Source organism: Kitasatospora sp. NPDC053308 (assembly GCF_055585785.1).
Map to the genome: position 1 here is coordinate 498,604 of NZ_JBVJJY010000002.1, position 22,726 is coordinate 521,329.

The window sequence follows — 22,726 nt, forward strand, 5'->3', positions numbered from 1 at the left end:
TCAGGCGGGGACGTTGCGGATGATCGCGTCCGTCAGCGGCGAGAGCTGTGCGGACAGTCTGTCGAAGTCCGCGACCCGACCGTCGGACCACTGGGCCTGGCCGACCAGCAGCGCGCGGCCCAGCCCCCCGAACGCCTGCACGCGGTTGCCGGCGGCGGCCAGCCGGGTCAGGCCCGAGTCCGTGGACGGGAGTTGGACGGCGACTTGGAAGGACTCGGGGTGGGAGGCCAGGAAGGTGATCAGGTGCGGGACGTCGCCCTGGTCCTTCATGGTGAACAGCGCCAGGTTGTACTGGTTGCCCTCGGCGTCCCGGTACAGCGCCAGGCCCGCGCCGAGACAGCCGTGCCCCTGCGTGATCATCCCGGCGAGGGACGGCGCCACGGTGTTCGCGCCGGTGCAGGCCGGGAACGCCACGTTCGACACCAGCGAGTACCCCTGGACCTGCGCGGGGAAGACGGACAGCGGGATCGGCGCGGCCGGATCGTTCGGTGCCGCCGCCGGAGTGTCGAGCGGGGGCGTCACCGCGCGCGGCGAGGGCGCGGTCGGCACGGGGGCGACCGGCACGGGAGGTGCGGCGACCGGTGCCGGGTCCGGATCCGACGTCTGGAGCAGGTACGCCCCCGCCCCCGCGGCCACCACCAGAACAGCGGTCACCGCGGGCAGCAGCCGACGCCACGACGACGGCCGCCCCGGCTGCCCCTCCGACCGGGCGGACGGCCCCTCGGACCGGCGCGCACCATCGGCGGAACCCGGCCTCTCCACCGCCTTGCTCTTCTCGAACTCCCTGACGAACTCTTGCCACTGATCTTCACCGGATTCACGCATGCTCACAGCCTCGACACCTTAGTGATCGCCACCACCACGGGGAAGGTCGGCCCCCGTCGCCACTGTCATCGGACCCCTGAGGTGCGGGCGGGCCGACGGCGCTCGGCGGGTGGGCGACCGCGATCTGTCGGTGAGATGCCGGTGGGGGCTGCGAGCGTGGGCGGGTCAGTGCTCCCCGTGAGCACACTGCCCCCGAGCGCAAGGAGCCGGTCCCCGTGTCCTCCACCCCCACCTCCCGGACCCGTCCGTGGAACGTCCGCCGGCTCCCGTCCGCCGAGGACAGGACCGTTCTGGTCACCGGCGGCAACGCCGGGATCGGCTACTTCGTCGCGGAGCAACTCGCCGCCGCCGGCGCCGTCGTCGTGCTCGGCAGCCGGGACTCCGCGAAGGCCGGGGCCGCCGGCGCGGCGATCCGCGCACGCGTCCCCGGGGCGCGGGTGCGGCACCTCCGGCTGGACCTCGCGGACCTGTCGTCGCTGAAGGCCGCCGTGGACGGGCTGGACGTCGGTCATCTCGACGCGGTGGTGCACAACGCGGGGGTCGCGCTCGACGACCCGCCGCGTCGGGAGACCGCGGACGGCCACGAGCTGATGTTCGGCACCAACCACCTGGGCCACTTCGCGCTCACCCGGTGGCTGGCCCCGCTGCTGTCCGCGGCGCCGGAGGGCCGTGTCGTGACGGTGGGCAGCTTCGCGGCACGCTCCGAGCGACTCGACCCGGACGATCTGCAGTCGACCCGGGACTACCGGCCCAAGCGCACCTACGGGCGGTCGAAGCTGGCGCAGATGAGCTTCGGCTTCGAACTCGACCGCCGCCTGCGCGCCACCGGCAGCACGGTGCTCAGCGTGGTGGCCCACCCCGGCGGCGCGCTGGACTCCCTCACCCCGCCCCGCCCGCCGCTGCCCACGGCGACCCCCGGCGAGCGCCTGCGGGCGCTGCCCGCGGGCATCCTGGTGCAGGGCAAGGACGCCGGGGCATGGCCGATCGTCCGCGCCGTCCTCGACCCCGACGTACGGGGAGGGCAGCTCTGGGGACCGAGGATCTTCGGCCTGCGCGGCGACCCCCGGCCTGAGCCGGCCCTCCCGCACATGACCGACCCGGCCCTCGCCGCCCGCCTGTGGACCGCCAGCGCGGAACTCACCGGCGTCGAGTCGCACCTCGGCTTCCGGTAGGTGCCCCGCCGGCCGCTCGCGCAGCTGCATGCCGGTCAGCCGCCGCCGTGGTCGGCCGTGTCAGCGCCCCTCGCGCACCTCGAACACGCCGCTGTCCCAGTAGACGGACGGCTCGTCGGCCTCGCTCGGCCAGTCGCTCTGCAGATGGCGGCGACCGCGTCCGAGGGCGCCGACCCGGTGCGGACTCAACCGCCCGGCCACCAGGTCGTCCGCCTCCGCGTCGGTGACCGGCAGGACGGTCCGGTACTGCGCGTCCCGCGAGTCGACCCAGTCGACGTACTCGGTGAAGACGCTCACGAAGGCCTGCGAACAGCCGCCGCAGCGCTGGACGGTGACGATGAAGTGCGAGTCGTCCAGGATCGTCTTCTCGACCCGGACTCCCGTGGGGCTCCGGTGGTGCGCCCGGGCGACCGAGGCGTCCTCGGCACAGCACGCCGCACACCCGAATTCCTGGGACTCCGTCATGCCCACCCCCGTGGTCGAACCCTCTTCCGCCCTGGTGCCCCAGGCTAGACGGCGCCGCTGACAGGCCGGGCCCCGAGCCCGGCCGGACGCCCGGGCGCGCGCGAAACCCCGTTGACCGGTGGGGGAGGATGGGCGCGTGATCTCGAAGGAGCGGGCGGTCGAGCTCGTCGACGCCCTGTTGGCGCGCGAGCGGCCGAACTGGGCCTGGGCGCGGTTGATTCCGGATCTGGTCGTCCATGCCGTCGAGGAGCGCGCGGTGGGGTGGCTCTGCTACTGGACCTCGGGCGAGGGCGCCCGGGATCCTGGGCGGCGCGGGAACCTCCTGGGCGGGCCGTTCCTGGTCGACCGGGAGGACGGGAGCATCCACTTCGTTCCTGGCTGCCGCTGGACGGACGACTGGGAGGACTTCTACCTCTGGCAGGTCAAGGGCGTCCGGGCGCCCGACCCGCTCGCCGCGGCCGTCCGCCGCCTCGCGCAGTCCGCCGGGACGGCCGCCGCCATGCGGCACCTGCGCAAGCGGGCCGGACGGATGAGCCTGCGGGAGGCGAAGGCCTACGTGGAGAGCGTCAGGGACGGCAGCGAACCCTCCGAGGAACTGCTGAGCCTCACCCGTGACCCCGACGCCTGGCGGGATCTGGGCCCGATCGAGACGCTGGCCGGCCCCGTCCGGTAGGCGCACTTCCCGGACCAGCGGTACGCGTGACCGCGTCGGGGCGGCGGCTGCGGACCCGCCCCCCCGACGAGCCGGGGCGTGGACTACTGCGTGGACGGGAAGGCGGGCGGTCCGAAGCGGACGGGGTCGTGCCAGGGTTGGGTGCCGACGACCCACGCGACGTTCAGGAAGCCGTCCTTGTCCACGGCGAGGGCCGTGAGCAGGTCGGGCTTCTGTTTGGCCATGCGCAGGGCACCGCACCGGCACCGGCACCGCGCCGGCACGGCTCCCGGGTGCGTCACCGGAAGGCGGCGAGGCGGGCGAGCGTGTCGGCGGCGGGCTCGGTGCGGGCCAGGCGGTGGCCGGTGCCGGCCCACAGGTGGATCAGGTCGGTGTCGCCGGCGGCGGTGGCGGCCCTGCGCAGCGGGCCGGTGAGGTGGTGGACCGCCGGGTAGCCGAGCGGGGCGAGCGGTTCGTAGGTCTCGGTGAACCGGTTGCGCAGGGCGCGGGCGGGGCGGCCGGTGAAGGCGCGGGTCAGGACCGTCCCGGTGGACGCCGGGTCGGCCAGGGCGGCCTTGTGGGGTGCGGAGGCGCCGCTCTCGTGGGTGCGGAGCAAGGCGGTGCCGGCCATCACGGCGTGCGCGCCGGCCCGCAGGGCGGCGGCGGTGTCGGCGGGGGTGGCGATGCCGCCGGTGGCGATCAGGGGCAGGGGGACGGTGCGCCGGACGTCGCTCACCAGGTCGGGCAGGGGGGTCGGGGCGAGGGGCCGGGCCGGGGTGAGGGTCGCGGAGTGTCCGCCGGCCGCCGGAGCCTGAACGACCAGCAGGTCGGCTCCGGTCTCGGCGGCGGCGAGGGCCTCGGCGGGGGTGGTGACGGACTGGGCGACCAGGCTGCCCACGTCCTGGAGGGCCCGGACGGTGTCGGGGTGCGGCAGCCCGAAGGTGAAGGAGACCACGGGGACGGGGGTCCGGAGGAGCAGGTCGAGCTTGTCCGCCCAGGCGTCGTCGTCCTCCGTGACGGTGTCGGCGGGGAGGGTGACGTGGTGGCGGTCGGCCTCCGGCTGGAGGACGTGGGCGTAGGCGCGGTAGGCGTCCGGTTCGACCGCGAGCGGATTCGGGGCGAACAGGTTGACGCCGAACACCACGCCCGAGGACCGGACCTCGGCGATCTGGGCGGCGAGCTCGGCGGGGGTCCGGTAGCCGCCCGCGAGGAAGCCGAGCCCCCCCCGGCCCGGGCCGCGGCCCGGACCAGCGCCGGGGTGCCGGGGCCGCCCGCCATCGGGGCGGCCCAGACGGGCAGTGCGGTGGGGAGGGCGGTCAGATCGCGGGGCATCACGGAACTCCGGGGGAACGGGCGGGCGGGGGTCAGGGGACGACGGGGCGCGGGATCCGGCCCTTCGCCGTCGACGCTAGACCGTGGGCACGGATCCCGGGAAGGCCGGTGGCGCTGCGGTCGGCTCCGCGGGTCCTCCGGGTACGCCCACAGGGGGAGGGCGGCCCGTCCTGCGGGCGGACGGCGTACGGCCGGGCGCGCCGTATCGTCGGTGCCATGAGCCGAGGACTGCACCTGGACACCTACCTGCTGGCCTTCGACACCCGGGCCGGGGCCCTGCAGGACCGCACCCGCGCCGGCTACCTGGTGCGCGCCGCCGCCCTGGCCGAGCTCGCCCACCGGGGCGCCGTCGAGGAGGACGGGGCGGGCCGGGTCCGGGTGGTCTCCGGCGCGGCCACCGCGGACCCGGTCCTGGACGAGCTGCTCGCCGAGTTGGGCGGGGCGGCGCGCAGCTGGAAGGCCTGGATCCGGCGCGGTCGCGACGTCACCCTGGAAGCCGTCGAGGAGCGCCTCGCGGTGCTCGGCGTGGTGACGATGGCGGACCGCGACCCCTACGGCCCGGTCGTGCCGCACCGCCCGGTGACGATGGACGACCCGCGCGAGGCCCTGGACCTCCAGGCCCGGGTGGCCGAACTGGTCCGCGGTGGCACGCCGGTCGCCCGGGCGCCGTTCGCGGACGCCGTCCTCGCGGCGCTGGCCGCCCACGGGCACCTGCGGCTGGTGCTCTCCCGGGACGACCGCCGGGCCCACGCCGACCGGATCTCCGCCCTCACCCACCGGCTCGCCGACCACGCCCCCGGCCTGGCCAAGGCCGTCGGCGGCCTGAACCTGGCCATGATCGCCGGCCAGGGCGGCCTGGGCGGCGGCTGAGCGGGCCGGGCCCGCCCCGGCCGGCGCGACGGCGGACCCGCCGGCGGTCGGTGGACGTCCTCACCGACCCCCACCGACAAGGACGCCCGCCTCCGCCCGCTCCTCCGACCGGCTCTCCCGACCCCTTCCCGGGGCCCCGCCGCGCCGCGGGCCGGGCAGCGCGGACAGGGTTCACGGCTGCTCGGTCACGGCCGTTCGGGCAAGGCGCTCGGTCACGGGCGGGCGTCGACGGGCGGGCTTCGGCTAGCCTCCCCCCTCGTGGACGTTCCCCCCGAGCCGCCGACCCTGCGGGTCTTCGTGGCACTCGCGCCGCCCGACGACGCCAAGGACGAACTGGCCCGCGCCCTGCAGTCCGCCTACGCCGGGTACCCGCGGCTGCGGTGGAACCGGATCGAGGACTGGCACATCACCCTCGCCTTCCTCGGCGAACTGCCGGTCACGGCGGTGCCGCCACTGCGGTCGGCGCTGGCCGCCCTGGCCGCGTCGCGCCCCGCGCTGCGGCTGCGCCTGCGCGGCGGCGGCCACTTCGACGAGCGCCTGCTGTGGAGCGGGATCGACGGGGACCTGGACGGGCTGCACGTGCTCGCCGCCGACGTCCGGGAGCTGGTGAGGTCCCACGGGATCGCGTTCCGGGAGCGCCCGCTGTACCCCCATCTGACGCTGGCGCGGTCCCGCCGCGACGACTCCGTCAGCGTGCCGCTGGCCGCGGCCGGGCTGACCGGGTTCGCGGGCCGGCCGTGGCGGACCGAACGCCTCCACCTGGTCGGCAGCAACATCGGCCGCGGGCCCGGGCCGATCCGCTACCGGGACATCGAGGCCTGGCCGCTCGGGCGTCCCTGAGGCACCGCCGTCCGGGCCGTCGCCGCCGGGGACGCCTCAGGAGGACTGGTCAGTCCCGCTGGGGCCACGCGGCGCGCGACAGGGACAGGTGGACGCCGAAGTCGACGGGTCCGGCGGCGGCACGGAGGTCCGCCTGGAGCCTGTCCACCCGCTCCTGGCGGGCGGCCTGGCGGCCGGCCGTCCACGTCGACGTGATCTCGATCGCCACCGGCAGCCCGATGCCGTCCCGCGGGCCCGGCGGCCGGAAGCGGATCTCGACGTCCCCGGGCCGCAGGTCACCGTCGTCCGGCTCCTCCGGGCCCTCCACGGCCAGGGACACCAGGTGCGGCAGCGCGGCGCCCGACGCGCGCAGGAGCGGCTCGGGCACGGTGGGCGCGCAGGTCCCGTCGACGAGCGGCATGCTCCGCCCCCTCACCGCTGCCCCCGCCCGGCCGGAGCGCCGCCCCCGCGTCCGCGCCGCCGCTCCAACGGCGTTGGCCGGCACCCCGGTTGGGCTCGGACGCGCTCGGCGGCCCGGCCGGCCCGCCCCAGTGGCGGCCGGCCGTGAGCGGGGGCGCGCCAGACCGCCCGGTGGGCCGGATCCGCGGGGCAAGCCCTACGGCCGGTAGTGCTCGGCGAGGTCGCCGTAGCCGCCCGCCGTCCAGACCACCCGACGGAAGTCCGTGAGGGGGAGCGCCGCGGTGCCCTGCCCGGCGCCGGGCGGGAAGTGCGCGGTGCCGCAACGGGCGCAGTACCACGCCTGGTTCCAGAGCTGCTCGGCCCGCGGCCGGCCGGCCAGGCGCTGCCGCCTGGCGAGGAGCAGCGCCGTCCCGCCCGCCAGCAGGGCCAGCGCGCCGAGCAGGATCAGGTACGACCCCCAGAGCGGGACCAGCGCGTCGTTCGCGTCGGCGAGCGGCGCCGCCGCGTGCGTCACCGACGGGGCCGGAGCGGCCTTCGGAAGGGCGCCGGGGAGGTCGGTCGGGAGGTCGTACGAGAAGCCGTGCGGGAACCCCGGGTTCCTGGTCACCCAGTCCGGCGGCGAGAAGTCGGGCTGCTGGAGGACGGGCGCGCTGCGCGCCATGGCGCCCTGGATGAACGTGAAGACCGCCCCGAACAGCGCCAGGAGGCCGAGGGTCAGCAGTGTCCGGGCCGCCGGGGTGGCCGTGGGCGGCGCGGGGGCCAGGGCTCGGCCGAGCGCGGAGACCTCTTCGTGGGTCGTGGTCCGGGTGCGGCCGTCGCGGTCGGACCGGCGCACGGTGACGTTCCGTCGCTCGTCCAGGTGGACGGCCGGTACGCCGCGGACCCGGTCCGTGCGCGCGCAGCTCGGGCAGGGCGGCAGCGTGCCGGGCGGCGGTGGCGCGGGTTCTGCGTCGTCGATCGACATGTGTGAAGTCCCCCCAGGAGTAGGGCAGTCGAGCTGCCCTTCGTACCCGGGTGGACGTCGACGCGCCGCCTCCGGTTGCGCACCGCGACGTGGTCCGGTCAGCCGGCCCCGGCCGGGCGCACGGACCAGGGCGGTCGTCAGCCGTGAGCCGTCACCCGTCAGCCGTGGCCGAGGCAGCGCTTGAGCTCCTTGAGGTCGTAGAAGTGGCTGCCCCGGCTGACGGGCGTACAGGAGGGCTTGAAGGCGGTCTCCTGCTCGTTGTAGAGCATCCGCACCAGGTAGGTCGGCGACGTGCCGTCGGCGGGCGTGTTCGCGAACAGGTCCCACTGGATGTTCGCGGCCATCGGCGCGACCTCCGCGCCGCGCCACGGGTTGGTGCGGTAGGAGTACGGCTCCCCGGATCCGGCGGGGCCGGCGGGCTCGGTGCTGCCGGGCAGGCCCATCAGGGCGGCGAGCGGCTCGATCTCCTCGGCGTGGGTGAAGCGCAGGACGGCGCCGTTGTCGCTGGAGCCGTCCGCCTTCGCGGTGGCCTGGGCGAGGAGGTCGTCGAGCAGCACGCCGGCCATCCGGTAGGTGATCGTGCGGCCGCTGAAGGCCGGGCCCTTCTGGTAGAACTCCTCGGCGTCGTCCAGGTAGGCGAACCACTGGGCGTCGCGCGGGGTGAGGAAGCGCGTGAGGTCGACGTCCGGGGCCTCGACGCTCAGGTCGGGCGCCGCGGCGAAGAGTTGGTACAGGGAGCGGGCGAAGGAGACCTGGTCGGCGGTCGGCAGCGCGGAGGCGAAGTCCTGCCGGAACAGGCGGGCGACGACGTGCCGTGCCGCCTCGGCGGTGCGCGGGTCGGCGTCGATCGCCGCGAGGACGGCGGCCAGCTGGGGGTCGCCCGCCAGGTAGGCCTGGTAGTCGGCGTTCTGCGGCTGCTTGTGGAAGTACAGCAGGTCCTTGTCGGTCACCGGCGCCTTGATCAGGCCCGCCAGCGCCGGGTCCCCTTCGGTCAGACCGCCGGTGAAGGCGCCGGCACTCGCCACGGTCCGCGCCACGCCCGAGGTCTCGACGACCACGGGCTCGTGCTCGGTGGCGATCCTCGCGAACAGGGAGGGCAGGCGCTGTTCCATGCGCAGCGCGGTCTGCCGGTGCTCCTGCGCCCCGCGCGCGGAGAGGTTGCCGAAGCCGAGGGCCGAGGCCGCGTCCAGCAGCGACCGCACCTGCGGGCCCAGGTCCTCGCCCAGACCGGTGAGGGCGTCCTGCTCCTCGGCCGTGCGCAGCAGGGCGAGCACGGCCTCGCCGTCCTTGCCGTCCGACATGGCCCGGGAGCCGTGCCGGGCGACGTTCTCGGTGAACACCGGGCTGAAGCCCCGGGGCGGGCGCTGGTAGTGGTCCGCCTTCTCCTGCGGCGCGTAGGGCGTCTTCGTGCCGTACAGGTCCCGGCCGGCGTGCGGCGCGGCGCCCGCCTCCCGGGCGGAGGAGGATCCTGCGGTGCACAGGACGCCGACGGCCAGGGAGGCGGCCATGACGACGGAGAGCGGAGCGGTGCGCTTCAACGCGGGTCCTTCGGTCGCAGCGGACTACCGGTCGGTAGCCTCGGTCGCTCCGCAGGTTCGCGCAGCGACGGGAACCACCGCCGACACCGGGCGGTGGACGGGATGAAGGACGGCTGAACGGCACGTGAGGGGCCGGCCGGGAGCACTCCCTCGATTGTCCCGCGCGCGGGGAACGGTGTCGACGGCGGCGAGCCCGGAGCGGCTCCTCCGGCCGGAGCCAGGGGCTCAGCGCCGCTTCCCGCGGTACTGAGTCCTTCTCATCGGGACCGGACGGCGGCCTCCCGGCCCTGGAAGGTGCGGCGGTACGCGGCGGGTGAACCACCCGGGCGTCCGCCGTCCCTGTCGTCCGTGCCGAGCCGCCTCCACCGTTGCGGTCAGCTGTGGTTGACGATGACGGAGATGCCCCAGCCGACCGCGGCGAGGACGACCGCGAAGCACACCGCGGCGACGGCGTACCCGCCGGCCCCGGGGCGTCCGGCTCCCGTCGGGCCGGTTCCCGTCGGCTCGGCCCCGCTCGGCCCCGTTCCGCTCGGCGGGGCGAGGGCGCGCAGGCCGACGGCGAACAGCGCGGGCAGGCCGGCACCCGTGAGCAGGCCCACCACGATGATCTTCCAGAGCGCGTCCAGATCGATCCACTTCACAGGGGCACCTCGTCGCTGGGAGGCGGAGGGACGACCGAGCCGGTCCACGCGGCGTTGACGTTCTCCGGGGTGACGGCGGGGTGGCGGGAGGCGACGAAGAAGGCGATCGAGGCCAGCACCAGGACGACGAAGACGACCACCACCCCGGCGGTGCCGCCGATCCCGTGGGCGACCCAGTAGGCCAGCGCCCCGACCAGGCCTGCGGCCGGGAGGGTGAGCAGCCAGGCCGCCACCATGCGGTGCGCGATGTTCCACCGGACGACCGCGCCCTTCTTGCCGACCCCGGCACCGAGGATCGACCCGGTGGCGACGTGGGTGGTGGACAGCGAGTAGCCGAAGTCGGTGGAGCAGAGGATGACGGCGGCCGAGGCCGACTCGCTGGCCATCCCCTGCGGGGGCTCGATCTCGACCAGGCCCTTGCCCAGCGCCCTGATGACCCGCCAGCCGCCGATGTAGGTGCCCAGGGCGATGGCCACGGCGCAGGAGGCGATCACCCATGGCGGGGACTTCGCGCCCGCGCTCAGCGTGCCGTTGGCGATCAGGGCGAGGGTGATGACGCCCATGGTCTTCTGCGCGTCGTTGGTGCCGTGGGCGAGCGAGACCATGCAGGCCGAGCCGATCTGCCCGGTCCGGAAGCCGCGGGTGCGGGGGCGCTCGGCGACGTCGCGGGTGAGGCGGTAGACGAGGAAGGTGCCGATCGCCGCGATCGTGCCGGCGATGAACGGTGACAGGGCGGCCGGCACGATCACCTTGGCGACCAGGCCCTGCCACTTGACGGCGGAGGAGCCGGCCGCCGCCATCGTCGCCCCGACCACGCCGCCGATCAGCGCGTGCGAGGAACTGGACGGGATCCCGACATACCAGGTCGTCAGGTTCCACAGGATGCCGCCGGTCAGGCCCGCCATGACGACGGTCAGCGTCACGTCGTGGCTCTGCACCAGCCCGCTGGCGATGGTCGCGGCGACCGCCGTCGACAGGAAGGCGCCCACCAGGTTCAGTGCCGCCGAGACGGCGACCGCGACGCGCGGGGGAAGGGCTCCGGTGACGATCGAGGTGGCCATGGCGTTGCCGGTGTCGTGGAACCCGTTGGTGAAGTCGAAAGCCAGCGCGGTGGCCACCACCAGCGCCAGAACCGCGTCGTTGCTGGTCACGGGAACGAACCTAGCCTGAGGACCGCCGCCGCCCCCGTCCCCGGCCACCCGGACGGGGGCGGCGCCGAGGGGGATCACCCGTTCGGGCCAGCGGCCCGGCGAGGAGTCCCGGGGTGCGCCGGACGGCCCGCGGAAGGGCGGCCGTATCGTCGGGCCGGGTCGGGCCGGGTCGGGCCGGGTCGAGCGGGGTCGAACGGGTCGAGCCGGCAGGCAACCCGGGACGCGCCCCACCGCGTCGAGCTGCCGTGAGAGCAACGACGAGACCGCGGCCCGACCGGCCGCTGCGGCAGATGGGAACGGCACGGACACCATGGCGGGGACGACGGCAGGATGACGAACGCGACACCACCGGACTTCGAGGAGTTCGTCGCCGGCGCCGGGCCGAAACTCCTGCGGGTGGCCTGGCTGCTGACCGGCGACCCGCACCAGGCCGAGGACCTGCTGCAGACGGCGCTCGCCAAGGTCTGGCCCAAGTGGCGGCAGATCGCGCCCGACCGGCCCGAGGCGTACCTGCGGAAGGTCATGGTGAACTGCCACGTCTCCTGGTGGCGACGGCGCTGGACCGGGGAGCTGCCGCACGGCGAACTGCCGGAGCCGCCGCCGGCGGCGGACCCGTTCGACGGAGTGGTGCTCGGCCAGGTGGTCGCCGAGGCCATCCGCTCGCTGGCGCCCCGTCAGCGGGCCGTGGTGGTGCTCCGCTTCTTCGAGGACCTCAGCGTCGAGGAGACCGCGGAGGTGCTGCGCTGCAGCACGGGCACCGTCAAGAGCCAGACGCACCGGGCGCTGGCCCTGCTGCGCGGCCGGCTTCCGGCCCGGGAACTCCTGCTGGAGGGGGGACGTCGTGAGGGGAACTGACCTGCTCGACCCGGACGGGCCGACCGGCGGGGGGCACGACGAGGAGGAGCTGCGGATCCTGCTCCGGGACGCCGTTCCGGTCCTGGCCTCGCCGGACGACCGGATGGAACGCGTCCTCGCCCGCGTCGACCGGGCCAAGCGCCGACGGCGGGTGGCCGGGCTCGCGGCCGGGTTGGGAGTCGGACTCGCCGCCGCCGTCCTGGCCGCCGCGCCCGCGCTCGCACCCGGGCGGGGAGCGGAGCCACCGGCCGGGTCGCTCTTCGCGGCGGCGCAGAGCCCCGCGGTGTCGCCGTCGGCCTCTTCGCCGCCGTCCGCCGCTCCGTCGCCCTCGGCCGATCCGGTGCCTTCGGCCGATCCGCTGCCTTCGGCCGCGCCGGTGCCGTCGGTGCCGTCCGTGCCGTCGGGAGGGGGGGCCGAAGGGGTGGCAGGCTCCCCCGGTACCCCGGCGGGCACGGTCTTCTTCCCGCTGTTCCCGGTGATGCTCGTCGACGCGCCGGCGGACTGGCACGCGGTGGCCACCCCGGCCCTGGACTCCGCCGGGCGCTTCGGCTACCTCGGCACCCAGCCGTTCGACCGGGCGCCGACCTGCGTGGAGGGCCCCCTCGGGTGTTCCGTCCCGCTGCGACTGGCCGACGGCGGCGCGGTGCTCACCTTCCGCCTGGTGGACCCGGCGCTGGTCGACAAGTCCGGCTGGGACCAGACCAGGCTCGTCGAGACCGGGCCCGACAAGGAGTGCCAGGGCTTCGGCGGTACCCGCCGGCAGTTCGGCGTGCGCACCATCGTCACGGGCAGCCCGCGCGCGGTGGTCGAGGTGACGGCCTGCCTGCGGCAACCGTCCGAGGCGACGTTGCGGGAGGTGCAGCAGGTGTACGACTCCACCAGGCCCAGCCCGACGCTCAGCCGCTCGCCGTACGCCACGGGCGACTGAACGGCCCGAACCGCCGTGTCCCCACCCCGTCGCCCCGACGCGCCTTGGCTCCCGGCACGACTGAACCGGGCGCTCCCCGGCGTACCGCGGGCACTCGGGCACCCGGGCGTCGGGCACCCGGGCGCGGGCGTCAGGCCGGGCGGTGGCGGGTGTGGCGGGTGGCACCGAAGCCCGACTCGTGGTCCCACACGTGGGTGCAGGCGGGGCACTGGAGGTGGAGCAGGCTGCCGGTGTGGGCCAGCAGGTAGCGCCAGTGGTCGGCGCAGGTGCGGTCCTCGGCGCAGGCGGCGCAGTCCCGGCCGTCGTCGCAGCTCGGGCAGGTCACCCAGGCGCGGCGGCCGAGGTCGGCCTGCGGGTCGATCGGCAGCAGGCCGATCCGGGGGGTGGCCGGGCGGGTGGCGGCGGGGGCGGCGGTGCGCTTGCGGAACATGGACGACGAATTTAGGTAAGGCTTGCCTAACTGTCAAGCGCCGAGTTCCGGCCGGGCGCCGCCGTGCGCGTCCCCCTGCCCTCCGGGCGCACCCCGGGGCCCTACCGTCCCGCCCCCAATCGGCCTATCGTTGGCTGGCGCAAGCTATCGATTTCGCGATCCCCCTGTTCGATCCCCGGGGGCCCGGCACGGGCCCCGCACCAGGAGGCAGCGGTGGCGACTCGACTCTCCGACAGCGGCAGCCGGACCGGACGCGCCCGTCCCGTCCGCGGCGGTGTGGCAGCCGACCACCCCCGGTACAAGTGGGTGGCGCTGTCGAACACCACCCTGGGCACGCTGGTCGCCACCATCAACGCGTCGATCGTGCTGATCTCGCTGCCCGCGATCTTCAACGGCATCGGGCTGGACCCGCTGCAGCCCGGCAACGTCAGCTACCTGCTCTGGATGCTGATGGGGTACATGCTCGTCACCGCCGTCCTGGTGGTGACCCTCGGCCGGCTGGGCGACATCCACGGCCGGGTGCGGATCTACAACGCCGGATTCCTGATCTTCACCCTCACCTCGGTGGCGCTCGCGCTCGACCCGCTGAACGGCGGGGCCGGCGCGCTCTGGCTGATCGGGTGGCGGGTGGTGCAGGCGGTCGGCGGGTCGATGCTGATGGCGAACTCCGCCGCGATCATCACGGACGCGTTCCCGGCCAACCGCCGGGGCACCGCGCTGGGGGTGAACATCGTCGCGGGCATCGCCGGCTCCTTCATCGGCCTGGTGCTGGGCGGCCTGCTGGCCGAGTGGAACTGGCGGTCGATCTTCTGGGTCAACGTGCCGATCGGCGTCCTCGGGACCGTCTGGGCGTACCGCTCCCTGCGCGACACGGGTGTCCGGCGGCCCGCCCGGATCGACTGGTGGGGCAACGTCACGTTCGCGGTCGGCCTGACCGCCCTGCTCGCCGCTATCACCTACGGCATCCAGCCCTACGGCGGCCGCACCATGGGCTGGACCAACCCCTGGGTGCTGGCCGGGATGATCGGCGGGGCGGCGCTGCTGGCGGTCTTCTGCCTGGTCGAGTCCAGGGTCGCCGAGCCGATGTTCCCGCTGAAGCTCTTCCGCGACCGGGTCTTCACCGGCGGCAACGCCGCCACCCTGCTGGGCTCGATCGCCCGCGGCGGGCTCCAGTTCATGCTGATCATCTGGCTCCAGGGCATCTGGCTGCCGCTGCACGGCTACGACTACGCCGACACCCCGCTGTGGGCGGGCGTCTACCTCGTTCCGCTGACCATCGGCTTCCTCGCCGCCGGACCGCTGTCCGGCTACCTCTCGGACCGCGCCGGGGCCTGGCTGTTCGCCTCCGGCGGGCTGGTGGTGATGGCGCTCTCCTTCGCCGGACTCCTCCTGCTGCCCACCGACTTCGGCTACCCGTGGTTCGCCGTCCTGGTGTTCCTGAACGGCCTGGGCGGCGGCCTGTTCGCCGCGCCCAACACCTCGCTGATCATGTCGAGCGTGCCCGCGGAGGCGCGCGGCGCGGCCTCCGGCATGCGGGCCACCTTCCAGAACGCCGGGATGGTGCTCTCGATCGGCGTCTTCTTCTCGCTGATGGTGGCGGGCCTGGCCGGCTCGCTGCCGCACACCCTCACGGCCGGTCTCACCGCGCAGGGCGTCCCGGCCGGGGACGCCCGGGCCATCGCCGCGCTGCCGCCGGTCGGCACCCTGTTCGCCGCCTTCCTCGGCTACAACCCGGTCCGGGAGCTGCTCGGACCGCACGTGCTCGGGCAGGTGCCGCCGGCCAACGCGCAGACGCTGACCGGCCGGGAGTTCTTCCCGCAGCTGATCTCCGGGCCCTTCCACCAGGGCCTGGTCGTGGTGTTCTGGCTGGCGATCGCCATGTCCCTGGTCGCGGCGGCCGCCTCGCTGGTCCGCGAACGCCCCCGGTCGCCCGCCACCGGGCCGCACCGGGCGTCGGCGAAGGCGGACGCGCCATGACCGGCGCGGCAGGCACCCGCGGTGGCGACGACGGCGCCGGGCTGTCCGCCGAGGGGGTGGTCAGGCTGCGCCTGGTGATCGGCCGGCTCAACCGGCAGCTGACCCGCGCCTCCGGCCACCAGGACCTGACCGCCGCCCAGCTCTCCGCGCTGGCCCGGGTGGAGCAGCACGGACCGCTGCGACTGGGGGAGTTGGCGGCGCGCGAGGGGGTGACGGTGCCCTCCCTGGTCCGCACGCTGGCGCCGCTGACCGCCGGCGGACTGATCGCCCGGTCACCGGACCCCCTGGACGGCCGCTCCCAACTCCTCACCCTGGCACCGCAGGGCGAGGAGGCGCTGGGCCGGATCCGCCGGGAACGCTCCGCCCTCCTGGCCCGCCGCAGCACCCGGCTCAGCGCCCGCCAGTGCCGCGAGCTGGAGGCGGCGCTGCCCCTGCTGGAACTGCTGCTGGACGAACCCGAGGAGCCTGAGGGGCCGGAGGAGCCTGAGGGGCCGGGGGAGCCTCGGCGTCAATCCTGGTGACAGCGGCGGGCCCGGTCGACCATCATCGGCCGGTGACCGACGCCGTGGACGTGCTGGAACTGCGCATCATCTGCCCGCCGACCGCCGGGATCGGGCTGGAGGTCCGCCCGATCATCGGCGGACGGGACGTGTTCGCCGACACCCGCTACCGGAGCGTCAGACCGAGGCACCTGCTGGGTTCGGCCGGGCTGCTGCGGGCCACCGCCACCCCTCGCGAGGTCCGCATCGCCGAGACCGGATGCGTGGACACGTGCTGCGGCGCCGCCCACGTGACGATCAGGCGCGAGAGGGAGCACGTGCGCTGGACCGGCTGGCGCAATCCGATGGACAGCGATTTCCGTCTGGCCGACTACCGGTTCTCCGCCGCCCAGTACGACGCCGAGGTCGCCCGGGCCGAGGCGGACCGCAGGTGGCAGTGGACCGGCGCCGTGGTCGCCGACCTCCTCGAAGCGAAGCTGACGGGAGACGGCAGCGGGCTGGCCGCATGGGACTGCGAGCTCGAAGCGATCTGGGACAGCTGGAAGGAACCCGGCTGGATCGACGTCGTACTGCGCCATCCCCGCGTCCGTGACGAGTGCGAGGACGACTGGCTCCAGTTCGGGATCAGACTGCCGATCTCCGCGGACGACCCGGCCGGTCAGGCGGAGCGACTCGAAGCCCGCCTGACCGCCGAGGACCCGCGTGCCACGGCGCAGGTCTGGGGCGGTTCGCAGACGGCCGCCGAGAAGCTCGGCTACCGCTGGCCGCCGGAGTATCCCTGGGAGGCGTGAGCAGGACGTCCTCTGGCAGCCGACCGGCGCTTCGCCCCCCACCCCGCCCCAGTGCTGCGCGCAACGGCGGCCCACCGGACAGGACGGCGGCCGCATGGGCCTCCCGCGCGCGGGTACCTGCTCGGCATGCTGACTCTCGGCATAGAGGAGGAATACCTCCTCCTGGACCCCGCCACCGGCCTCCCGAGGGCGCGCGCCGCCCAGGTACGGCGCGCCGCGCGCCTCCAACCCGCGCTTCAGCGCGGCGAGGTCCAGCACGAACTCCTCCAGGCGCAGCTCGAAGTCGCCACCCCCGTCTGCCGGGGTCTGGAGGAAGCCGGCGGGCACCTGCTGCGGATGCGGTTGGCCCTGGGGGAGGCCGCCCGGGAGGAGGGCTGCCGGCTGGCGGCGTGCGGGGCTGCCCCGTTCGCCGAGCGCCTCCCCGTGCCGGTGACCGATACCGCCCGTTACCGTGCCATGCACGCCGATGCCCGACGGCTCACCGACGAGCAGCTGATCTGCGGGATGCACGTCCACCTCGGGATTCCCGACCGTGCGGCCGGTGTCACGGTGATGAACGGGCTGCGGGGCTGGCTGCCCCTGTTGGTCGCGCTGGCGGCCAATTCGCCGCTGTGGCAGAACACCGACAGCGGGTTCGCCAGCTGGCGCACGATCGTCTTCGGCCGCTGGCCCGTCAGCGGACCGCCGCCACGGTTCGACGGTGCGCAGGACTACGGTCTGCGCACCACCGCCCTGGTCGAGAGCGGGCTGATCCGTGACATCGGACAGGTCTACTGGCACATCCGCCTCTCCGAGCGCTTCCCCACGGTCGAGGTCCGCGCCATGGACGTCCAGCTGCGGCCCGACGAAGCGGTGATGCTCGCAGGCATCGCGCGGGCCCTGGCCACCCGGTCCCTCACCGACGCCCGAGCCGGGCACGAGCCCGCGCCGGTCCATGGCGAACTCCTCACGGCCGCGGTGTGGCACAGCGCGCGCCACGGCACCACGAGCACCGTGTTCGAACCCCTCTCCGGCCGTCTGCTCCCTGCCGCCGAAGCCACCGCCGCCCTTCTCGACCACATCGGCCCGGTGATCGACCACACGGGGGACCAGCGCCACATCACCCCCGTCCTGGAACACCTCCTGAAGGAGGGCAACGGCGCCACACGTCAGCTGCGCCGGCTGCATGCCGAGGGCCGTACCGGCCTCGTGGCGATGGTCACCGACCAGACCACCGGCCACTGACCGCCGCCTCCGCGAAGACGGTGGTCTGCGGTCCGTCGCCACCATCGGCAGAAACCTCCAGGGCAGGGACGTGGCTCACCCGCTCCACCACGATCGCCGACCCGGTCGGCGGGGAAGGCGGCGTCGTGATGGCGGCGGTGATCGGCACCCTCGGTGGCCGATCACCGCCGTGGTCGCAAGGACCGCGGGCTCCGGCGAGGTCAAGGCGATCCGCAGCAGCTCCGAGGCGACCATCGCGCCCTGCACCATGAGCGGCACCGTTGCCGCCACCGGGGCACACAAGCGCCCGCCTCCTGGAGGCCTGGAGGCCTGGGCGCCTGGAGGCCTGGACGCCGCAGCGACGGAACGGGTCCAGGGCCTCGTGAAGCAGCGTCAGTCGCTGGAGATGGCCTCGAGAAGGTCCCCGACCTTGGCATCGGGGAGGGCGCGGGCGACGTCGGCCAGGGCGACGATGCCGACCAGGCGGTGGCCGTCGATGACGGGCAGCCGGCGCACCTGGTGGGAGCCCATGGTGCGCAGGATCTCGTGGGCGTCGTCGTCGGCGCCGATGGTGACGGCCTCGCCCTGCGCGAGTTCGCCGGCCTTCACCCGGGCGGGATCCTGGCCGGCCCCGAGGACCTTGACGACGATGTCACGGTCGGTCAGGACTCCCTTCAGCCGGTCGTCGGTGCCACAGATCGGCAGGGCGCCGACTCCCAGCCCGGTCATCTTCTTCGCGGCCTCCAGGACGGATTCCAGCTCGCCGATGCACTCGGCGCCCTCGGTCATGATCTCGCGAGCCGTGGTCATGGCGTTCTCCTCGCGTCGTAGGGGTCACCGGACGCGCCGCGCCGCGCGTCGGCCTGGACGCTGCCCCACGCGGGGTCGCGGTGTCGTCCGCTCTCTCGCCAGCGCGGCTGCCCACCTTCCTGCCGGTGAATCCCGAGGCCGTCGTCGAGGTCGAGACCGACGAGCGGGCCGAGTGCGCGCGATACCGTCCCCGGCACCCACGAAGGACGCCACGACGTGGTGCCGGGAGTCGGCCTGCGACTCCCACTCCTCGCCGTCGGTCCGGCTACGGCGGCCTACTCGTAGTAGCGGCGCTCTTCGACCACCTCGTCGGCGTCCACCCTGCGGCCCACGCGCCGGCGCCGGAACACGTTGACGTACGTGATCATTCCCAGCAGGCCGGCGGCCATGAGGATCCAGCCGACCATGTGGACGTTGATGCCCTTCAGATGCCAGTCCGTCGCGAAGACCATGATGGCGCCGACGGCGAACAACCCGATGCAGCCACCGATACCCATGCTGTCTCACTCCTCATCAGTCGGCTTGTCCCCCGACTGCCCCGGATCCGGGATCGGATGCCGGTGGCGACGAAACTCCCCGGAGGACGGCGGGTCCGGCCTCCTGCCGCCAGCGGTCAGCGGCGACCGTGCGGGGCTGCAGATGTCGTCTCGGTCAGGCCGCCGGTGTAGCGGGGGAGTTCGTCGCCGGGCGAACCCCCCCCGAGTGTCGAAGCCTCGTAGCGAGGAATGCCGGTGGCTCCGGCAGGTCGACGACGCTGCACCGGTCACCGCCGGGATCCAGCCCTTCCTGAACGAGTCGGACAGGACTGCTACTCGGCATCTGCGGGCGCGGACGGTCTGATCAGGACCCGGCCGAACAGCGCCCCGCCGTAGATGGTGTAGCCGACCCCGACCAGCCAGGACTGCACCACCAGGACGGTGCCCACCGTGCCGTAGGACACCGCGTTGGCCACCAGCAACGGCGCCAGCACGAGGTAGGAGAAGAACCAGAGCCCGACGAGAGCCACCACCGTGGCGACCGCGCCCGGCAGCAGCAGCCTGCCCTCGACGCGGGAAGCGAGCAACAGGTGCTGCAGCCACCAGAACAGCAGGACGCCTCCGCCCAGGGTGACCGCGATCCGCAGTCCCGGCTGCAGCACCGTGGACCGCCCCAGCTGGCCGCTCCACTCCGCCGCGAGGATGTAACCCAGCAGGCCCGCGAGGCCGACGGCCTGTCGGGCGGCACTGTGCCACGGACCCCGGGGGAGGTCCCAGACCCGCTCGAACACACCCTGCACGGAGGCCATCAACGACACTCCGAACACCGCCACCGCCACCACACCGCCCACGGTGGTCGTGCTCAGGGTCCGGCCCCGGCTGCTGAACAAGTCCCGGACGGCCCGTTCGCCCGCGGCCCGCAGGCCCATCCCGTCGGTGATCCACTGCGCGAGCCCGCTGCCGCGGCTGGCCGACGCCGCCGCGATCACCACGAGCAACGGCATCAACGTCACCAGGAACAGCGCCCCGAACGCCATCGACCGCTCCAGCACCTGCAACGCCCGCCCGCGCCGCCACAGCTCGGCCCCCCGCGCCTTGACCCACCGCACCCCGCTCACCCCGCACCCCCTCCCTCCTGGACTCCGCCGGCCTCCGGCGGGCCCGAAGCTACCGGCGCCGTGCCCCGAAACGGTGTCGGGACACTCCGGGTGGACGGCAACGCCCTCCCGCTGCCCAGGGAAGGCCGTCCGCCCAGCCGTCCGCCCGGCCGTCCGTTCGGTAACGCATCGGGGCAGCCGTGCCGACGGGCCCGCATACAGTCCGAAATGCGGGTTATGAGGGGGATCAACGCCGGCGGCCCACCTGGGGCGGCAGTGCGGCGAGACCCTTCCACGGACAGGAGAACGGCACATGGGACACGGCGGCAACGTGATCGACGAACTGATGACGGACCACCGGGAGGTGGAGGAGCTGTTCGCCCGGGTCCAGGCGCTGCCCGCGGGCGACGAGCGGCGCCGCGAGGTCGCGGACCAGTTCACCATCGAGCTGGTGCGCCACTCGGTGGCCGAGGAGCAGTACCTGTACCCCGCGGTGCGGGAACACGTGCCCGGCGGCGCGGAACTCGCGGACAAGGAGATCGCGGACCACGAGACCGTCGAGAAGCTCCTCAAGGAACTCGAGGGCGTGGACTGCGGTGACGCCCGCTTCGGCGTGCTGGTCGACCGGATCGTCTCGGAGGTGTCGGCACACATCCGTGACGAGGAACAGAACCTCTTCCCGGCCCTGGCCAAGGCCTGCTCGGCGGAGCGGCTGAACGAACTGGGCGACCAGGTCCGGCGAGCGAAGAAGCTCGCGCCCACCCGTCCCCACCCGGACGCGCCCGACAACAAGCTGCTCGCCGCCGGTACGGGCCTCGTCGACCGCGCCCGCGACCTCGTGACCGGCCGCGGCAAGTCCTGACCTCGGGCCCGTCATGGGCCGGCCCGCCGTGAGGAACGGCGGGCCGGCCCATGACGCGTTCCGGCGCCGATCGGCCCTGCCCGGCGGCCGCGGCGAGCCGCGCCCGGGAGTCGGCCTCCGCGTCCGGGAGCCGGCGTCCACGCCGGGTGTCGGCCGCGTCCGGCCGCCGTCCACGCGCCGACGCCGGACGGTTCCCGGAGGAACCGCCCGGCGAAGGGTGACGGCGCCCGGCGCGTGCCCGTCGGTCCGCGCGGTCCCCGCGCGGCGCGTCCGGGGGCCGGTCAGAGGAAGGGGCCGACGTAGAAGGGGCCGTAGTAGGCGTCGTAGCCCGCCTGGTAGTCGGCGCCGCTGCCGTGGGTGGGGTCGAACGCGGGGCCGTTCTTGATCTCGTCCTTCGTGCGGTCGACGTACACCTTCTTCTCGTGCGGGTCGACCCTGGCCACGGTGCCCGCCGGCAGCAGGACCCGGGTGCCGAAGATCCACGGGCCGGTGTCGACCACGAGGTGGGAGGCGCCGACCTCCTCGGAGTGCTTGTCGACCTTGCCGATCGGGCCGTCGGTGGCCTCGACGTGGAAGCCGACCAGGTCGGCGCCCGAGACGTGGCCGGATTCGGAACGGAACTCCCAGATCCTGCTGGCGCTCATCTCTCTCCTCGCGTCACGGCGCCGCCCGTGCGGCGCGCTCCGTGGCGACCGCCTTCCCGCGCTCTGCGGTTCCATGCCCGCGGCGCGCTCCCGCGAGCGGGTCCGGCGGCTCCGGGCCGAACGCGCGACCGGCCCGTTCGGCGAGCGGACGCGAGAGCGGTCCTGTCCGGGCCCTGCCGTGCCCTTCGGGGGCGTGACGCCGTGACGGGCTGAGCCGTGACGGGCTCCGCCGTGACGGCTCAGCCGCGCTGGCTCAGGCCCGGCCGCCGCCGTGTTCCTCGTCCGGCCACTTCCGGGTGTCCCGAGGCGGCACGTACGGCTCCTCCGCCGGGGACATGCCACCCTCGATGGCCCGCTCCCGCGCCAGCTCGGCGTCGAACTCGAGCCCCAGCAGGATCGCCAGGTTGGACAGCCACAGCCACACCAGGAACACGATCACCCCGGCGAGAGTGCCGTAGGTCTTGTTGTAGGAGCCGAAGTTCGCCACGTACGCGGCGAAACCACCGGACAGGGCCAGCCACAGCAGCACCGCCAGCACGCTGCCCGGCGAGATCCACCGGAAACCCCGGCCGCGGACGTTCGGCGCCGCCCAGTACAGCAGCGCGATCATGAACGACACCAGCGCCACCAGCACCGGCCACTTCGCGATCGACCAGACCGTCACCGCGGTGTCCCCGAGTCCCAGAACGTCCCCGGCCCGCTTCGCCAGCGGGCCCGTGAACACCACGATCACGGCACTGGCCATCAGCAGCACCATCATCAGCAGGGTCAGTCCGATCCGTAGCGGAGTGGTCTTCCAGGCCGGCCGCCCCTCCCGGATGTCGTAGACCGCGTTGCCCGCCCGGATGAACGCCGCGATGTACCCGGACGCCGACCACAGGGCACCCGCCAGGCCCACCACGGCCAGCAGCCCACCCGTTCCCCGGCCGGCCTGCACCTGCGTGACGGCGCTGCGAAGAATGTCGCGCGCCGATCCGGGCGCGAGCTGCTGCAGGTTGTCCAGCACCCCGTTGGTCGCGGACGTGCCGATCAGGCCGAGCACCGACACCAGCACCAGCAAGGCCGGGAACACCGCCAGCACTCCGTAGTACGTGAGCGCGGCGGCACGGTCCGGCAGCTCGTCGTCGAGGAACTCCCGGCCCGTGCGCCTGAGCACGTGCCACCAGCCGCGAGCCGGTACGTCCGTCGGTTCGTCCGGTCCGTGGTCCGCGGCCTGCTGCGGGCCCCGCGTCGTCGCGTCATTCGCTTGTCCGTCGCGTGTTCGTCGCAAGAGTCCCATGGTCAGCGTGTGCCCGCCCGCCACG

At 74.4% G+C, this 22,726-nt stretch carries 26 protein-coding genes; 11 read left to right on the forward strand and 15 right to left on the reverse strand.

Going from position 1 to position 22,726, the window contains the following annotated elements; translation table 11 throughout:
- On the reverse strand, positions 1-654 hold the full coding sequence (locus tag ACZ6Y7_RS07465; RefSeq protein WP_465756877.1) for a hypothetical protein: 654 nt from the start codon (positions 652-654) through the stop codon (positions 1-3).
- A 386-nt stretch (positions 655-1,040) separates the two neighbouring features.
- Here ACZ6Y7_RS07465 and ACZ6Y7_RS07470 point away from each other — a divergent pair, with 386 nt between their 5' ends.
- Positions 1,041-1,997, forward strand: coding sequence for an SDR family NAD(P)-dependent oxidoreductase (locus ACZ6Y7_RS07470; protein WP_465756878.1), 957 nt, complete (start codon positions 1,041-1,043; stop codon positions 1,995-1,997).
- A gap of 60 nt (positions 1,998-2,057) precedes the next feature.
- Here ACZ6Y7_RS07470 and ACZ6Y7_RS07475 read toward each other — a convergent pair whose 3' ends face one another.
- On the reverse strand, positions 2,058-2,462 hold the full coding sequence (locus ACZ6Y7_RS07475; RefSeq protein WP_465756879.1) for a hypothetical protein: 405 nt from the start codon (positions 2,460-2,462) through the stop codon (positions 2,058-2,060).
- 136 nt (positions 2,463-2,598) lie between these two features.
- On the opposite strand from ACZ6Y7_RS07475, the gene ACZ6Y7_RS07480 reads away from it, so the two are divergent.
- The gene (locus ACZ6Y7_RS07480) at positions 2,599-3,135 is read left to right on the forward strand and encodes a YrhB domain-containing protein (protein WP_465756880.1); all 537 of its coding nucleotides are present in this window, start codon (positions 2,599-2,601) and stop codon (positions 3,133-3,135) included.
- A gap of 83 nt (positions 3,136-3,218) precedes the next feature.
- Here ACZ6Y7_RS07480 and ACZ6Y7_RS07485 read toward each other — a convergent pair whose 3' ends face one another.
- Both ACZ6Y7_RS07485 and ACZ6Y7_RS07490 read right to left on the reverse strand, forming a co-directional pair.
- Positions 3,219-3,359 (reverse strand): hypothetical protein, encoded by a 141-nt coding sequence (locus tag ACZ6Y7_RS07485; protein WP_465756881.1) that lies wholly within the window; start codon positions 3,357-3,359, stop codon positions 3,219-3,221.
- Between the two features lie 53 nt (positions 3,360-3,412).
- Positions 3,413-4,405, reverse strand: a complete 993-nt coding sequence (locus ACZ6Y7_RS07490) for a nitronate monooxygenase (protein WP_465757014.1) — start codon at positions 4,403-4,405, stop codon at positions 3,413-3,415.
- A gap of 257 nt (positions 4,406-4,662) precedes the next feature.
- Here ACZ6Y7_RS07490 and ACZ6Y7_RS07495 point away from each other — a divergent pair, with 257 nt between their 5' ends.
- Together ACZ6Y7_RS07495 and thpR are read left to right on the forward strand one after the other, a co-directional pair.
- Positions 4,663-5,316 carry a GOLPH3/VPS74 family protein gene (locus ACZ6Y7_RS07495; protein WP_465756882.1) on the forward strand — a complete coding sequence of 218 codons (654 nt, stop codon included), beginning with the start codon at positions 4,663-4,665 and terminating at the stop codon, positions 5,314-5,316.
- Positions 5,317-5,574: 258 nt separating this feature from the next.
- Entirely contained in the window at positions 5,575-6,156 is a 582-nt protein-coding gene (gene thpR / locus ACZ6Y7_RS07500; protein WP_465756883.1) for an RNA 2',3'-cyclic phosphodiesterase, read from the forward strand.
- Between the two features lie 49 nt (positions 6,157-6,205).
- Here the strand turns inward: thpR and ACZ6Y7_RS07505 are convergent, their stop codons facing one another.
- From ACZ6Y7_RS07505 to ACZ6Y7_RS07525, 5 genes are all read right to left on the reverse strand, one after another.
- Entirely contained in the window at positions 6,206-6,556 is a 351-nt protein-coding gene (locus ACZ6Y7_RS07505; RefSeq protein WP_465756884.1) for a hypothetical protein, read from the reverse strand.
- Positions 6,557-6,751: 195 nt separating this feature from the next.
- A complete protein-coding gene (locus ACZ6Y7_RS07510) occupies positions 6,752-7,519 on the reverse strand; it encodes a hypothetical protein (protein WP_465756885.1) in 768 nt (255 codons plus the stop codon).
- 158 nt (positions 7,520-7,677) lie between these two features.
- Entirely contained in the window at positions 7,678-9,057 is a 1,380-nt protein-coding gene (locus ACZ6Y7_RS07515) for a histidine-type phosphatase (protein WP_465756886.1), read from the reverse strand.
- Between the two features lie 374 nt (positions 9,058-9,431).
- Positions 9,432-9,698 (reverse strand): hypothetical protein, encoded by a 267-nt coding sequence (locus ACZ6Y7_RS07520; protein ID WP_465756887.1) that lies wholly within the window; start codon positions 9,696-9,698, stop codon positions 9,432-9,434.
- Positions 9,695-10,849 carry an inorganic phosphate transporter gene (locus tag ACZ6Y7_RS07525; protein WP_465756888.1) on the reverse strand — a complete coding sequence of 385 codons (1,155 nt, stop codon included), beginning with the start codon at positions 10,847-10,849 and terminating at the stop codon, positions 9,695-9,697. The genes ACZ6Y7_RS07520 and ACZ6Y7_RS07525 overlap by 4 nt, the downstream gene beginning before the upstream one ends.
- A gap of 330 nt (positions 10,850-11,179) precedes the next feature.
- Here ACZ6Y7_RS07525 and ACZ6Y7_RS07530 point away from each other — a divergent pair, with 330 nt between their 5' ends.
- Both ACZ6Y7_RS07530 and ACZ6Y7_RS07535 read left to right on the forward strand, forming a co-directional pair.
- Positions 11,180-11,704 (forward strand): SigE family RNA polymerase sigma factor, encoded by a 525-nt coding sequence (locus tag ACZ6Y7_RS07530; protein WP_465756889.1) that lies wholly within the window; start codon positions 11,180-11,182, stop codon positions 11,702-11,704.
- Positions 11,691-12,632: a hypothetical protein gene (locus ACZ6Y7_RS07535; protein ID WP_465756890.1), complete on the forward strand. Its 942-nt coding sequence runs from the start codon at positions 11,691-11,693 to the stop codon at positions 12,630-12,632. Before ACZ6Y7_RS07530 ends, ACZ6Y7_RS07535 begins: the two co-directional genes overlap by 14 nt.
- 130 nt (positions 12,633-12,762) lie before the next feature.
- Here the strand turns inward: ACZ6Y7_RS07535 and ACZ6Y7_RS07540 are convergent, their stop codons facing one another.
- Positions 12,763-13,062, reverse strand: a complete 300-nt coding sequence (locus tag ACZ6Y7_RS07540; RefSeq protein ID WP_465756891.1) for a hypothetical protein — start codon at positions 13,060-13,062, stop codon at positions 12,763-12,765.
- A 213-nt stretch (positions 13,063-13,275) separates the two neighbouring features.
- On the opposite strand from ACZ6Y7_RS07540, the gene ACZ6Y7_RS07545 reads away from it, so the two are divergent.
- From ACZ6Y7_RS07545 to ACZ6Y7_RS07560, 4 genes are all read left to right on the forward strand, one after another.
- A complete protein-coding gene (locus ACZ6Y7_RS07545; RefSeq protein WP_465756892.1) occupies positions 13,276-15,039 on the forward strand; it encodes an MFS transporter in 1,764 nt (587 codons plus the stop codon).
- Positions 15,036-15,560, forward strand: a complete 525-nt coding sequence (locus ACZ6Y7_RS07550; protein WP_465756893.1) for a MarR family winged helix-turn-helix transcriptional regulator — start codon at positions 15,036-15,038, stop codon at positions 15,558-15,560. Before ACZ6Y7_RS07545 ends, ACZ6Y7_RS07550 begins: the two co-directional genes overlap by 4 nt.
- Positions 15,561-15,592: 32 nt before the next feature.
- Positions 15,593-16,330, forward strand: coding sequence for a hypothetical protein (locus ACZ6Y7_RS07555; RefSeq protein WP_465756894.1), 738 nt, complete (start codon positions 15,593-15,595; stop codon positions 16,328-16,330).
- Between the two features lie 126 nt (positions 16,331-16,456).
- On the forward strand, positions 16,457-17,554 hold the full coding sequence (locus ACZ6Y7_RS07560) for a carboxylate-amine ligase (RefSeq protein ID WP_465756895.1): 1,098 nt from the start codon (positions 16,457-16,459) through the stop codon (positions 17,552-17,554).
- Between the two features lie 372 nt (positions 17,555-17,926).
- Here the strand turns inward: ACZ6Y7_RS07560 and ACZ6Y7_RS07565 are convergent, their stop codons facing one another.
- From ACZ6Y7_RS07565 to ACZ6Y7_RS07575, 3 genes are all read right to left on the reverse strand, one after another.
- Positions 17,927-18,343 (reverse strand): CBS domain-containing protein, encoded by a 417-nt coding sequence (locus tag ACZ6Y7_RS07565; protein WP_465756896.1) that lies wholly within the window; start codon positions 18,341-18,343, stop codon positions 17,927-17,929.
- A gap of 275 nt (positions 18,344-18,618) precedes the next feature.
- Entirely contained in the window at positions 18,619-18,840 is a 222-nt protein-coding gene (locus ACZ6Y7_RS07570) for a DUF6458 family protein (protein ID WP_465756897.1), read from the reverse strand.
- A 311-nt stretch (positions 18,841-19,151) separates the two neighbouring features.
- Positions 19,152-19,937 (reverse strand): ribonuclease BN, encoded by a 786-nt coding sequence (locus ACZ6Y7_RS07575; RefSeq protein WP_465756898.1) that lies wholly within the window; start codon positions 19,935-19,937, stop codon positions 19,152-19,154.
- Positions 19,938-20,229: 292 nt separating this feature from the next.
- Here ACZ6Y7_RS07575 and ACZ6Y7_RS07580 point away from each other — a divergent pair, with 292 nt between their 5' ends.
- The gene (locus ACZ6Y7_RS07580) at positions 20,230-20,778 is read left to right on the forward strand and encodes a hemerythrin domain-containing protein (RefSeq protein ID WP_465756899.1); all 549 of its coding nucleotides are present in this window, start codon (positions 20,230-20,232) and stop codon (positions 20,776-20,778) included.
- A gap of 281 nt (positions 20,779-21,059) precedes the next feature.
- Here the strand turns inward: ACZ6Y7_RS07580 and ACZ6Y7_RS07585 are convergent, their stop codons facing one another.
- Together ACZ6Y7_RS07585 and ACZ6Y7_RS07590 are read right to left on the reverse strand one after the other, a co-directional pair.
- The gene (locus tag ACZ6Y7_RS07585) at positions 21,060-21,422 is read right to left on the reverse strand and encodes a PRC-barrel domain-containing protein (RefSeq protein ID WP_465756900.1); all 363 of its coding nucleotides are present in this window, start codon (positions 21,420-21,422) and stop codon (positions 21,060-21,062) included.
- Between the two features lie 253 nt (positions 21,423-21,675).
- Complete coding sequence (locus tag ACZ6Y7_RS07590; protein ID WP_465756901.1) at positions 21,676-22,701, reverse strand: YihY/virulence factor BrkB family protein; 1,026 nt, start codon at positions 22,699-22,701, stop codon at positions 21,676-21,678.
- Positions 22,702-22,726 lie beyond the last annotated feature (25 nt).

Excerpts from the sequence above, each read along its gene's own strand:
- ACZ6Y7_RS07475 (WP_465756879.1), bottom strand. The coding sequence starts at position 2,462 with ATGACGGAGTCCCAGGAATTCGGGTGTGCGGCGTGCTGTGCCGAGGAC.
- ACZ6Y7_RS07485 (WP_465756881.1), bottom strand. The coding sequence starts at position 3,359 with ATGGCCAAACAGAAGCCCGACCTGCTCACGGCCCTCGCCGTGGACAAG.
- ACZ6Y7_RS07495 (WP_465756882.1), top strand. The coding sequence starts at position 4,663 with ATGAGCCGAGGACTGCACCTGGACACCTACCTGCTGGCCTTCGACACC.
- ACZ6Y7_RS07505 (WP_465756884.1), bottom strand. The coding sequence starts at position 6,556 with ATGCCGCTCGTCGACGGGACCTGCGCGCCCACCGTGCCCGAGCCGCTC.
- ACZ6Y7_RS07510 (WP_465756885.1), bottom strand. The coding sequence starts at position 7,519 with ATGTCGATCGACGACGCAGAACCCGCGCCACCGCCGCCCGGCACGCTG.
- ACZ6Y7_RS07530 (WP_465756889.1), top strand. The coding sequence starts at position 11,180 with ATGACGAACGCGACACCACCGGACTTCGAGGAGTTCGTCGCCGGCGCC.
- ACZ6Y7_RS07540 (WP_465756891.1), bottom strand. The coding sequence starts at position 13,062 with ATGTTCCGCAAGCGCACCGCCGCCCCCGCCGCCACCCGCCCGGCCACC.
- ACZ6Y7_RS07550 (WP_465756893.1), top strand. The coding sequence starts at position 15,036 with ATGACCGGCGCGGCAGGCACCCGCGGTGGCGACGACGGCGCCGGGCTG.
- ACZ6Y7_RS07560 (WP_465756895.1), top strand. The coding sequence starts at position 16,457 with ATGCTGACTCTCGGCATAGAGGAGGAATACCTCCTCCTGGACCCCGCC.
- ACZ6Y7_RS07565 (WP_465756896.1), bottom strand. The coding sequence starts at position 18,343 with ATGACCACGGCTCGCGAGATCATGACCGAGGGCGCCGAGTGCATCGGC.
- ACZ6Y7_RS07570 (WP_465756897.1), bottom strand. The coding sequence starts at position 18,840 with ATGGGTATCGGTGGCTGCATCGGGTTGTTCGCCGTCGGCGCCATCATG.
- ACZ6Y7_RS07580 (WP_465756899.1), top strand. The coding sequence starts at position 20,230 with ATGGGACACGGCGGCAACGTGATCGACGAACTGATGACGGACCACCGG.
- ACZ6Y7_RS07585 (WP_465756900.1), bottom strand. The coding sequence starts at position 21,422 with ATGAGCGCCAGCAGGATCTGGGAGTTCCGTTCCGAATCCGGCCACGTC.
- ACZ6Y7_RS07590 (WP_465756901.1), bottom strand. The coding sequence starts at position 22,701 with ATGGGACTCTTGCGACGAACACGCGACGGACAAGCGAATGACGCGACG.